Annotated in this window: 8 protein-coding genes; 5 read left to right on the plus strand and 3 right to left on the minus strand. The window is 61.3% G+C overall.

The window, feature by feature from the left end; all coding sequences use genetic code 11:
- Genes R5R33_RS09140 through R5R33_RS09150 form a run of 3 tightly spaced genes read left to right on the plus strand, consistent with a single transcriptional unit; the run spans position 1 to position 5,071 of the window.
- Positions 1-1,176 carry a BatA domain-containing protein gene (locus R5R33_RS09140; protein WP_318952392.1) on the plus strand — a complete coding sequence of 392 codons (1,176 nt, stop codon included), beginning with the start codon at positions 1-3 and terminating at the stop codon, positions 1,174-1,176.
- A complete protein-coding gene (locus R5R33_RS09145) occupies positions 1,173-3,389 on the plus strand; it encodes a hypothetical protein (RefSeq protein ID WP_318952393.1) in 2,217 nt (738 codons plus the stop codon). Before R5R33_RS09140 ends, R5R33_RS09145 begins: the two co-directional genes overlap by 4 nt.
- Complete coding sequence (locus tag R5R33_RS09150; RefSeq protein WP_318952394.1) at positions 3,389-5,071, plus strand: hypothetical protein; 1,683 nt, start codon at positions 3,389-3,391, stop codon at positions 5,069-5,071. Before R5R33_RS09145 ends, R5R33_RS09150 begins: the two co-directional genes overlap by 1 nt.
- A gap of 192 nt (positions 5,072-5,263) precedes the next feature.
- On the opposite strand, the gene R5R33_RS09155 is transcribed toward R5R33_RS09150, so the two are convergent.
- Positions 5,264-6,040 carry a ferredoxin--NADP reductase gene (locus tag R5R33_RS09155; RefSeq protein WP_318952395.1) on the minus strand — a complete coding sequence of 259 codons (777 nt, stop codon included), beginning with the start codon at positions 6,038-6,040 and terminating at the stop codon, positions 5,264-5,266.
- 121 nt (positions 6,041-6,161) lie between these two features.
- Here R5R33_RS09155 and R5R33_RS09160 point away from each other — a divergent pair, with 121 nt between their 5' ends.
- Positions 6,162-7,043, plus strand: coding sequence for a LysR family transcriptional regulator (locus tag R5R33_RS09160; protein WP_318952396.1), 882 nt, complete (start codon positions 6,162-6,164; stop codon positions 7,041-7,043).
- A 36-nt stretch (positions 7,044-7,079) separates the two neighbouring features.
- Here the strand turns inward: R5R33_RS09160 and R5R33_RS09165 are convergent, their stop codons facing one another.
- Positions 7,080-8,549 (minus strand): RimK family protein, encoded by a 1,470-nt coding sequence (locus R5R33_RS09165; RefSeq protein ID WP_318952397.1) that lies wholly within the window; start codon positions 8,547-8,549, stop codon positions 7,080-7,082.
- A 221-nt stretch (positions 8,550-8,770) separates the two neighbouring features.
- On the opposite strand from R5R33_RS09165, the gene R5R33_RS09170 reads away from it, so the two are divergent.
- Positions 8,771-9,904 (plus strand): GNAT family N-acetyltransferase/peptidase C39 family protein, encoded by a 1,134-nt coding sequence (locus R5R33_RS09170; protein ID WP_318952398.1) that lies wholly within the window; start codon positions 8,771-8,773, stop codon positions 9,902-9,904.
- 249 nt (positions 9,905-10,153) lie between these two features.
- Here the strand turns inward: R5R33_RS09170 and R5R33_RS09175 are convergent, their stop codons facing one another.
- Positions 10,154-11,860: a M28 family metallopeptidase gene (locus R5R33_RS09175; protein ID WP_318952399.1), complete on the minus strand. Its 1,707-nt coding sequence runs from the start codon at positions 11,858-11,860 to the stop codon at positions 10,154-10,156.
- Between the last annotated feature and the right edge of the window lie 19 nt (positions 11,861-11,879).

Below are 11,879 nucleotides of genomic sequence, written 5' to 3' on the forward strand. Positions count from 1 at the left end.
ATGCCCGTGAGCGAAACCTTGTTGCTGCAGATTCCCTCCTGGCTGTGGTTGCTGTGCGCCCTCGCCGTGCCACTGCTTATTCATTTGCTGCGCCAAAGCAACCCGCAGGAAATCACCTTTGCGGCCGTGCACTGGCTGCAGCAGCGGCGCCAGCGCCGCTGGAAGCAGTGGTTTGTACGCGACAAGCTTTTGCTGCTGTTGCGCCTGCTACTGCTCACCCTGCTGGTTCTCGCGCTGGCGCAGCCACTGTTGCTGCGGAATACACAGCCTTCGGCACAACGGTTATTGGTGGACCCCGAAGTAACCCCGGCGTATCTGCAGCAGTTTCTCGCCGATCACCCGCAGATTCGTGAGGGCTACTGGTTGCAGCCATCGCCGCAGCCTGTGACCGAGTCGCGCCCTGCCGCCCGTGATCTCTGGCTGACACTGTCTCAGCTGGCGGATGCCAGCGAGTTTCGGCGCGCGCATATCCTGCTGGCGCGAGAAAACAATGCCAGCGGCCACGATAGCTTCCGCTACAGCCCGCACTGGCAATGGCACGCCGCCAATAGCGGGAATGGTGCGGACACACCAGCGCTGCCGCGTATCGCAGTGCTCGGCGGTGAGCCAGCCTGGCTGCAACCGCTGATACAACAACTGGCGGGATCCACACTGCCGCAACTTGTGCTGCAGCGGCTGCCGGCCGATGCAACTCCGGTTGTTGGCGATATCGACTGGCTGATCTACGACACACCCGGCCCCTTGCCGCAGCGGATTGCAGAATTCCTGCGCGCGGGCGGGCTGCTGATTTCCGATGCGCGGGTAACCGCGGACAGCACATTCCGTTTTATCGATATTGATGCGCAAACAGGGCTGGAAACGGCGCCCGTCGGCCGCGGCAGCTGGCTGCGCTACCGGCGCGACTGGCACAGTGCGGCGTTTTCCCATGATGCGAATTTGCCGCAACGACTGTGGCAGCAGTGGTCCACCCAGGACTGGCAGTGGCAGCACGCCAGCCGTGGCCGGTGGTCGATGGATGCGCTGCCGGGAACCGAGCTTGCGGACGAGCAGGTAATACACAGCCAACGCCAGCCTCTGCAACAGGCTCTGATATTTGCCTTTGCGCTGCTGTTGCTGCTGGAGCGCTCGCTGGCGCTGTGGCGACGTCCCGCGACGACCGGAGGTGATAAACGGTGAGTAAGCATCATCTTCTCGGGCAAGTTCTCGGACAAGCCGCGCGCCGCTGGCGCAAGCGCGCGCTGGCGCCCTATGCCTGGCTGGCCCTCGCCGTCGTTGCAGCGATGGCCGCAGCCCACCAATTTTTACCATTGCCACCTTGGGCCATGGCAGTCGCCGGTGCCTGCGTGGTGCTGGCAGTGCTGCTGGACCGCTGCTGGCGCCTGCCGCCGGCGGCGCTGTGTGCCCGGCTGGATGCGCGCTTTCCGCAGCTGGAGGATAGCTGCCATCTGCTGCTGGAAAATCCACAATCGCTGACCCCGCTCGCGCAACTGCAACGCCAGCGCACCGAGCGAGCTTTGCAGGCGTTGCTGGAACAGGGAGAACTCAAACAATTTGGCCCACGCCGTGTACGCAGCCCGTTGCTCAATGCCACCGGTGCCTGTATCGGTCTGCTGGTATTTTTTACCGTGAAGCAGCTGGGTACAGGCTCCGTTGCACAGGTACAACAGGATGCCATTGTCGACGCGCATGTAACCCAACAATCCACTGCGGCCATAATCGAGGCAAGTGCCCGCATCGAGCCGCCATCCTATACCGGCCTCCCCGCGTACTTAAGCAATCTGGAAATCGAAGCACCGGAACAATCACGTGTTACCTGGGATGTCACCCTGAACGCACCCGCCGACCGCTTGCAGATGCTCGCCGCCGAGGAGGTATTTGACTTCACACCGGTTGACTCGCTGCCGAGCAGCCGCTGGCAGCTGACGCGCGTGCTGTCGGCAACGGATTTCTACCAGCTCTCGCTAGTACCCACCACTGCTGTACCGACCGCCGCGGCCACGGAAACCACGCAACCGGTACTGTTACCGGATCTGCACAATATCGAGGTCAAGGCGGACCGGCCGCCGGAGTTTTCTTTCGATTACCCGCGGGACAATGTGACCGTGCTCGACGTACAGGGGCGCGCGCAGTCCGCGCTGCTGCAAGTCAGCGTGGCCGTGCAGGATGATTTTGCGATAACCAAAACAGATCTGCTGCTGACGCTTGCCAGTGGCAGCGGAGAGAATGTGCGCTTTCGCAATGAGCGCATAAAGCTGGAACCGCAGCGCGCACAGGGCACGCAGAAACACTACCGTTTTTCCATCCCGGTGGAGCGGTATGAAATCGAGCCCGGCGATGAACTCTACTGGTACCTCGAGGCGCGTGACAATCGCCAGCCGCAGGCAAATGTACAGAAAAGCCAGAACTTTATTTTGCGTTGGCCACAGGAAGAAATTTTCGGACTCAGTGACACCGAAGGCATGGCGATTAAGGTATTGCCGGAATATTTCCGCAGCCAGCGGCAGCTGATCATCGACACCGAAGCACTGCTCGCGGACCAGCAGACGATAACCGAGCGGGAATTCCGCAAACGCTCAGAATCACTCGCCTATGAACAAAATTTATTGCGTATGCGCTACGGGCGCTTCCTCGGTGAAGAGGATTCCACCATGGAGCACGGCGGCGACGCGCAGGGCGAAGATCACGATGGCGAAGAGCACGGCCAAGAGGGACACGGTGATCACCAGGAAGAACACACTACCAATCAGCAGTTCGGTGACGCCAGCGGTGTGATCGCCGCCGTCGGGCACGCCCACGACAGCTCCGACCACGCCACCCTGTTCGACCCCAAAACCAAGGAACTGCTGCGCAGTGCACTCAACGCAATGTGGAGTGCATGGCGAGACCTGTCGGTTGTGGAACCGCAGGCCTCCCTGCCCTATCAGCACACAGCGCTGCGTTACATCAAGGAAGTGCAGCAGGCGTCGCGAATTTATCTGCAGCGGGTCGGGTTTGAAATGCCGCCGCTGGACGAATCGCGGCGGCTTTCCGGTGAGCACGACAAAAAAACACCGCCGCCGGTCGACAGCCAGCGCGACGACGTCGAGCGCGCGCAACTACTCGCCCTGCTGGAACGGGTACAAAATATCGAAGCCATCGACGAGCAGGCAGAAGCCGCGCTGCGACAATTGCCGGCCGTGCGCGATGACACCAATACCCAGATCGCACTGGCCAAAAACCTGCGTCGCTACCAACAGCAACCGGACTGTGTCGATTGTCGCCAACAGCTGTCGGCACTGCTTTACGCCCTGCTGCCATCGCCATCTGCGCGCCCTGCACTGCCCCATGCAAAGCCAGCGGTCGGCGCATTCAGTGAATGGATGCAAATAAACGCGGAGACGACACCGTGATGTCCTGGTTTCCCCTGATTTGCCTGCTGGGTTTTGCAATTTCAACGCCGCTGGTTTTGCGCCAGGGAACTTCCATTCTGCGGCGATTTGGCAAGATCGCACTGCAGGGGGCGATCTGGCTACTGGTGTGGTCGCTGTTTACACCGCCGGCGCTGCTGCCGGTCGAATCGGAGGCACAGCTCAAAGCCACATCGGCCGCGGATGTTAACCGTCAATTTTCCGCCGCACAGATACAGTCCGCAGACACCCTGCAGATTCCCGGTGATGGCCTGCTGCGCGATGGTCTGCGAGATCTGCCACCGGTGCGCCTGCAACCCGGGGAGACATCGCCCCAGCCCGGCTGGCAAGTACAGTGGACGCGGGAAATCAACCTGGGTGAACCGCTGCGGCTACAGGTCGCGCTGGATGACGGACAACAATTACCGGCAAAACTGGTGCTCGAAGACCCGTTCGGTAGCGACGCGGGTTCTGCGCTGCTCAGTACGGAAAACCGGGAGCTCATACTGCAGGCCTGGCCGAAGCTGGCGGGCAACTGGTTGTATCGGGTGCGGATCGAAACCGAGGGCAGCCCGGCCCGCATTGAAACGCTACCAGTCACAGTGCGCGATCCACAGAGTCCACACGTGCTGGTGTGGCTTGCGCGCCCCGGATTTGAATCCGCCGCGCTCGCGCGCTGGTTGCGACAGTCGGGCACACCAACCCAGGTGGTTACACAACTGGCGCCGGAAATACAGCGAAGCGAAACCTTCAACAACCAGTCGCCGATCAAAAATAATCTTTTGGACAGCGCACATCCTATTGACCTTGTGATTCTCGACAGTCGCCTGTGGTCGCAATTTACTGCCGCGCAGCGCAAACAACTGGAGAAGCTCGCGACGAATAAATCGCTGTTGTGGCTGGTGGATGACGACAGTTCACCGGCGTTTGTTTCCTATGCCACCAGTCGCGGTATGCCGCTGGAAAAATCCGTCGCGAGCGCTGTTGCCTATGCTGAGCCGGCAGCAGACACCGAAATACCTGCCCTGCAGCTGACGGGTTTGCGACCGGTGCAGGTACACGACGGCGATGCCGCGATTTCTGCCGGCGAGCAGGTGATTTACTGGGCGCGGGTGCAGCCGCAGTCATCCATCGGTTTCGTTTTCTTCCGCAACAGCTACCGCTGGCAGACCGCGGGAAATGCCCGCGAATTCGCGCAACTGTGGAAGCAGCTGTTCGATCACCAACTGGCGCTAAGGGGTGAACACACAGGCGTCGCGGTCAGCACGGAGCTGCCGCGCGCCGGTGAACGGATCGGTTTGTGCAGCGAAGGCTTCGCGGAAAATCCGCCGCAGCTGCGCCGTGCTGCTGAAACGGGAAGCGGGATACAGCAGCCGGTTGCACTGGGTGGCGCGCCCGCCGCTAACAACGAACATGGACGCTGCTACAGTTTCTGGCCGCAACAATCCGGCTGGTACCAGCTGGCGGAGTCCGATTTTGGCTTTTACGTGCATGGGATAGATGCCTGGCCAGAGTGGCGCGCGGCGATCGAGCGGCGAGAGATACGGCTAATGGCCAGTGCGCGACTGGGCCCGCAGGTTGCGGACGACGGAGCCAGAGCGCCATTGCCGCGCTACTGGATCGCGCTCGCACTGCTGGCGGCGCTGGTGCTGAGCTGGTGGCGGGAACGCAGTAGCCTGCGCTGAGCCTGACCGAACACGGGAGTCGACACTTCAAAAACGCGCAATTCCTTTACTGTCCTTGCGCAATCCTTCACGCGGACATCCTCAAAGTACCGACTCCGGTATTCAGTCGCACTGGCTGCGGAATATACAGCGGCGGCGCCGATACCGGCGCCGCCATCTGCATAGCGGGTGCAGTTGAACCGAACCCGAAAATTATTTCTCTACAAACGCGCGCTCGATCACGTACTCGCGGGGCACGCCCGCGCGGGTTTCCTTGAAACCCCAGTCGTCGAGGATCTTGGTCAGATCCTTGAGCATGGAGGGGGAGCCGCACAACATGAAACGGTCCTCTTCCACATTCGGCTTGGGCAGCCCCAGGTCGCTGAACAGTTTGCCTGACAGCATCAGGTCGGTGAGACGACCGTTGTTGCGGTAGGCTTCGCGGGTCACAGTGGGGTAGTACAGCAGCCCCTGCTGGACCATCTCGCCGAAAAACTCGTGTTCCGGCAGCTCTTTTTCGATGTAGTCCTGATAGGCCAGCTCGGACTTGTACCGCACACCGTGGGTCAGGATCACCTGGTCGAAGCGTTCGTACACACTCGGGTCGCGGATAATGCTCATGAACGGCGCCAGACCGGTGCCGGTGGACAGCAGCCACAAGCGCTTGCCCGGCAGCAGGTGGTCGGCCACCAGGGTGCCGGTGGGCTTGCGCCCCACATAGATCTCGTCGCCGGGCTGGATTTTCTGCAGCTGTGACGTCAGTGGACCGTCCGGCACCTTGATGCTGAAAAACTCCAGCTCGTCCTCGTAGTTGGCACTGGCAATCGAGTAGGCGCGCAGCAATGGGCGGCCGTTGGACTGCTCCAGGCCAATCATGGTGAAGTGGCCGTTTTCGAAGCGGAAAGCGGGATCGCGGCTGGTCTTGAAACTGAATAGGGTGTCGTTCCAGTGATGGACTTCGAGCACCGTCTCCTTATTCAAATTAGACATATCAATAGAACCACTTATTCCTGAGCTTTTTGCTGGGTGAATTCTAGCTCTGGTTTATCCATAGGGAAAATGGGATATTTCGATATTCGTTATCTGTTTTATTGATTAACCAGGAGTGCCCGTGCGCTATTCCCTGCGCCAGCTTGAGGTCTTCCTCGCCTGCGCCCATCACGAAAATGTGAGCCGCGCGGCGGAGAGCCTGAACATGTCCCAGTCCGCTGCGTCTACCGCGCTCAAGGAGTTCGAGCAACAGTTCGACCTGCGCCTGTTCGAGCGCACCGGCAAGCGCCTGCGGCTCAATGAGCTGGGGCGACAACTGTGGCCGCGGGCGGAGGAGTTGCTGGAGCGGGCGCGGGAACTGGAAGCAACGCTACTGGCCCACGGCGACCTGGGCCGGTTGAAGATCGGCGCCACCCTCACCATCGGCAACTATCTGGCGGCGGGGATTATGGCCCGCTATATGGAGGAGCAGCCGGGTGCGCGGGTGGAACTGGAAGTGGCCAACACCTCGGCCATTGCCCAGGGCGTGCTGAACTTCGAGCTGGATCTGGGGCTGATCGAGGGTGAGCTCAACCACCCGGACCTGGAGATGATTCCCTGGCGGGACGATGAACTGGTGGTGTTCTGCGCGCCGGATCACCCGCTGGCCAGGCGCGCCCGCCTGGACGATGAAGACCTGAAGGCGGCCACCTGGATCCTGCGGGAGACCGGTTCAGGTACCCGCCAGACCTTCGAGCGCGCGATGGCCGGCTTGCTGCCGGAGCTGAACATCCGCCTCGAACTCCAGCACACCGAGGCGATCAAGCGTGCGGTGGAGGCTGGTCTCGGTATCAGCTGCCTGTCGCGCGTCTCACTCACCGATGCGTTCAAACGCGGTGCACTGGTAGAACTGCCGGCGCCGCAGCGGGATTTCCACCGCGAGTTCTACTTCGCCCTGCACCGGCAGAAGTACCGCAGCGCCGGGATTGAGCGCTGGCTGGAACTCTGCCGGCAGATGGCGTGACCCGCCACTGCGTGAGCCCTCACTGTATGTGACGCTTTACTCCGCCTGCTGTCCCGCGCGCCTGGCCTCGAGGCGGCGGATAAATTCCTGCAGGATCAGGCGGTAGAGTTCCTTGCCCAGATACTTGTCTTCCACGCTGCTGTCGATGGACGGGTTGTCGTTTACTTCGATGACGTAACCCTTGCCGCCGGACTCCTTCACATCCACACCGTAGAGGCCGCGACCAATCGGCTTGGTAGCCTTGATGGCCGCCTGCAGTACCGCCTTGGGTACTTCGAAGGTGGGCAACGTATCGAAGCCGCCACTGATGCTCTTTTTGTTGGTGTGGCTGTAGATCTGCCAGTGATTCTTGACCATGTAGTAGCGGCAGGCATACAGCGGCTTGTTGTCGAGTATGCCGATGCGCCAGTCGAACTCGGTGTACAGGAACTCCTGTGCCAGCAGCAGACTGGACTCCGCAAACAGCTCGTCGAGTTTGCCTAGCTCCGCTTCCGAGTTCACTTTCACCATCCCCTTGGAGAAGGCGCCGTCGGGGATTTTCACCACCATCGGCAGGCCCAACTCCGCTGCCGCCCGACGAACCCCTTCTTCGTCGCCGCGGCGCAGGATACGGGTGCGCGGCGCCGGCACCTTGTTGTTCTCGAACAGGTCGGCGAGGTAGATCTTGTTGGTGCAGCGCATGATGCTGGTGGGATCGTCCAGCACCACCAATCCCTCCGCCTCGGCCTTCTTGGCGAAACGGTAGGTGTGGTGGTCGATAGCGGTGGTCTCGCGGATAAACAGCGCGTCGAATTCCGACAGGCGCATGTAATCCCCGGGGCCGATCAGCTCCACCGAAAGCCCGAGCTCGCGCCCGGCGCTGATAAACTTCTTGATCGCGGGTCCGTCCGACGGCGGCAGTTTTTCTTCCGGGTTCACCAGAATCGCCAGGTCGTAGCGGGTGTTACTCGGCTTCTTGTGCTGGCGCCAGACCTTGTTGCTGAAATTGTCCAGCGCCTCGGCAAATTCGGTTTCCTCGGCCTCGTTCAGCTCCTTGTGGGAACAGACTTTCAGCTCGACGATTTCCCACTGGTGATCCGCGCGCAGGTGGATCTCCAGCACCGGGCAGGCGAAGCGGTCGAACAGTGCCCGCGCCAGCGGCTGCAGGGACGGCTCGCTGCAGCGGCCGAAGTAGGATTTCACCACCCATTCGGCACCGGGCGCCGGCGGTTTCAGTTTCGCCAGCGACGGCATCGCCTGGGCCAGCTGGAGCTTGTATAGCTGCGGTTGCCCCAGGTCATTCAGGGTGCGCACGCTTGGCAGCACATTGTGGCTGCGCGCTTCGGCCAGCAGCGAACAGTAGTAGCCCTCACTGCGGTAGTCGTAACTGCCACACAGGTTAATCACCCGCACCCGCTGCTGGCGCGCCGGCAGCGCGAGGTAATCGGCAAAAGTAATCACCCGCTCACTGGGGTAGTAGGGAGCCCAGTCTTCGGGCTGGTCGATCACTATCAGGACTTGGGACATGAAACCGGAAAGTACCTCGGCAGGATGGAGGTGGGGAGAAACAGGGTCAGGAAAAGACCCCGGTAATTTTTCGAACGATAGAAGAGTTTGGCCCCAGCGCCTACTGATTTTTTCGCGCCAACAGGTTTTTTTTTGATCAGGCGGGACTATCTTTTTTTAACCCATTTGCTAACTTTCTTGCGCCGCACTGTTGCGGTGTCCCCTCGGTAGTATGCCCGCCAATGTCTGCCCCGATCCCCGTGCCCCCCGAACCCCTTTCATTTCAAATACGCCCCGCCGAAGAGCGGGACATCGACGCCCTGTCTGAGCTGGAACAGGCCAGCTTCAGCGGCGACCGCCTCAGCCGCCGCCGCTTCCGCCACTGGGTAAAAGCGGACAACCGCGTGTTTCTGGTGGCCGAGCTGGACCAAACCCTGCTGGGTTATGTACTGGTACTGCTGCGCCGCGGCACTCGCCTCGCACGCCTCTACTCCCTCGCCGTCGGCACCGCCGGGCGCGGCCAAGGGGTTGGCAAGGCGCTGCTCACTGCGGCAGAAGATGCCAGCAGCCACAGCGGGCGCCTGTACATGCGCCTCGAGGTGGCCGAGCAAAACAGCGCCGCCATCGCCCTGTACAAACAGTTGGGTTACCGAACCTTCGGCAGCTACGCGAACTATTATGAAGACGCCGGCAATGCCCTGCGCATGCAGAAACGGATCCGCTACCGCCCGGAAAACCTACACACGGTAGCAGTCCCCTGGTACGGTCAGCGCACGGAATTCACCTGCGGCCCCGCCGCGGCGATGATGGCCATGGCCGGACTCGACCCGGGTTATGTCCCCAACGCCAGCGACGAACTCGCGCTGTGGCGCGAAGCCACCACCATTTTCATGACCTCCGGGCACGGCGGCTGCCACCCCATCGGCCTCGCGCTGGCAATGCAGAAACGCGGGTTCACCTGCGAGGTCTACCTGAACCAGAGCAGTACCCTGTTTATCGACAGCGTACGCAACCCGAAGAAAAAAGCGGTGATGGAACAGGTGGATGCGGACTTTCGCCGCGAGGCGGAAAGCAGCGGCCTGCACATCGTCGAACAGGACTTCACCCAGGGGCAGTGCCAACACTGGCTGGAGCAAGGTGCATTGGTATTACTGCTGATCAGTACCTATCGCCTGGATGGAAAAAAGGTACCGCACTGGGTGACGCTGACAGGAATGGACGCCGAGTGCTTTTACGTACACGACCCGGATGCGGACGACGAGGACAATCCACTGGACAGCCAGTATCTACCGATCGCGCGGGAAGAGATTTCGCTGATGTCGAGTTTCGGAAAGGAAAAGCTGCGCACGGCAATAGTGATAAAAAAGAAGCGCTAATGAAGTACAAAATCTGAAGCGAAGGCAAAGTGCCGGGGAGGGATTTTCAGGAGCGTCGGCGACATGGACGTCGCCGACGCAGCGTATATGGGTTAGGCAAACGTCTGCGAAGCTCTGCTTTGCGTGCTGCCTAACGACGCCAATCTGTGATTGGCGGCCGGGCCCGCTTGCGGGTATTCACAGCGGTCCTGAAAATCCCTCCCCGGTGCTTTGCCGCCACAGCAGGTCAATCAAAGCACCAATCAACTGTCACTGAGCAGAATAAAGATCCCCAAAGAAATCCCCAGCATTCCAGCTCGGCTTCCGCTCCGCATCCGCCACCTCCTTCGCAATCGCAAAATTCACATCCGCAAACTGCTTGGCGGCGACATAGCTGATCTGTGCATCCGCTTCATCGCTGGGGCGGTGGTAGCGGGTCTTGAGGAATCCCTCCTGCGCCTCGGTACCGTTGATTTCCGGATCGACCGCCTCGCGACCGGTGATCAGGTAGATTGACGGCACGCCCTGGCGCACGAAACTGTAATGATCGCTGCGCACGAAAATTACCTGCTCCGGCATCGGGTCAGGGCTCAGTTTCAGACCCGTGCTCGCCGCCGCATTTGCCGCGGTTTTACCCAGGCTCGAATGCTCTGCACCAAATGCAATCACATCGTGGAACGGGTACAGCAGCATCGGCATATCCAGGTTGATATTCGCCACCATCGCCTTAGGCGCTACCGGCGGGTGCTGGGCGAAGTAGTCGGAGCCCAGCAGCCCCTCCTCTTCCGCCGTTACCGCCACAAACAGCAGCGAGCGGCGCGGCGCCTGGCCCGCTTCCGCGAACAGCCGTGCCACTTCCAGCATGACCGCAATGCCGGCGGCATTGTCCTGGGCGCCATTGTTGATTTGGTCGTGAGCGCCTTCGCCGTCTTTGCCGTGCGCTTGCTCGTTCACCCCGATGTGATCCAGGTGCGCGGAAAACACCACGTACTCATTTTTCAGCTTCGGGTCACTGCCCGGCAGCAGGCCCACCACGTTGGGGCTCATGACCTGCTTGTGGCTCGACTGGCTGGCGAGGCTTGCGCTGGCGGACAGTGCAAAGCCCTTTGGGGTCTCCCCACTGTCCATCTCGGCAAAAACGGCTTCGAGAGTCTTGGGTGAACCGGCGAAAAGCTTTTTCGCCGCCGGCATATCCAGCACCATACTCGGATGCATGCTGGCGACCGCACTGCCGGGTATGCCGTCGGCGCCCAGCCAGTCGAAACTGGGGTCTGCCAGATGCGCAGCAGAGCGGGCGAAGGGGCGGCGGGCTTCCCGCGCCGGCGTGTTCAGCGTGATGCTACCGACAGCGCCGTGGGCGGCGGCGATCTTGCGCTTGGTGCGCGCAGAGGAATAGTGGGCACCCACTTCGTTCGGCAGCTGCGGCGGGCGGCCATCCAGCATCACCGCAATCTTGCCCTTGAGGTCGAGGCCGGCGTAGTCGTCAAGGCCGAACGCCGGCGCCTCGATACCATAACCCACGAACACCAGCTCGCCGGTTACTGACGTGTTCTCGGCCGTGGTGGGCGGCCCGGCAATGAAGTCCTCGCCAAGCTTCAGGCTGACGTCGCCGTCGCGACCGTGCAGCACGAGGCTTGCACGCTCGCCGGCCCAGCTCGCTTCGCGGAATGGCACCGGCTGGAAATAGTCGTCACCGGTGATGGACTGGAGCCCGAGGGCCTTGAAGCGCGCGGCGACATAGTCCGCCGCCTGCTGGTAGCCGGCACTGCCGGTCTGGCGCCCAGCGAGGGCATCGGCCGACAGGAACTCCACGTCCTTGCGCACTCGGGCGCTGTCGGCGCCGGGCAGGGATTGGGTTGAGGGCTGCGGTGAAGTCGCGGATGCCGATTGCAGAGACTGGGGCTGGAGGTCGCCGTTACAGGCGGCGAGCAGCGCGCTGGCCATCATCAGGCCGGTGGCGAGAGCGGTTATTTTCATGCTGGACTCTGGGAATAGA

Origin of the sequence: Microbulbifer pacificus, from assembly GCF_033723955.1 — a bacterium.
In the GTDB taxonomy this organism is placed as follows: Bacteria; Pseudomonadota; Gammaproteobacteria; order Pseudomonadales; family Cellvibrionaceae; genus Microbulbifer; species Microbulbifer pacificus.

Coding starts and splice junctions, on each gene's coding strand:
- R5R33_RS09155 (WP_318952395.1), bottom strand. CDS start 6,040: ATGTCTAATTTGAATAAGGAGACGGTGCTCGAAGTCCATCACTGGAAC.
- R5R33_RS09170 (WP_318952398.1), top strand. CDS start 8,771: ATGTCTGCCCCGATCCCCGTGCCCCCCGAACCCCTTTCATTTCAAATA.
- R5R33_RS09140 (WP_318952392.1), top strand. CDS start 1: ATGCCCGTGAGCGAAACCTTGTTGCTGCAGATTCCCTCCTGGCTGTGG.
- R5R33_RS09175 (WP_318952399.1), bottom strand. CDS start 11,860: ATGAAAATAACCGCTCTCGCCACCGGCCTGATGATGGCCAGCGCGCTG.
- R5R33_RS09150 (WP_318952394.1), top strand. CDS start 3,389: ATGTCCTGGTTTCCCCTGATTTGCCTGCTGGGTTTTGCAATTTCAACG.
- R5R33_RS09165 (WP_318952397.1), bottom strand. CDS start 8,549: ATGTCCCAAGTCCTGATAGTGATCGACCAGCCCGAAGACTGGGCTCCC.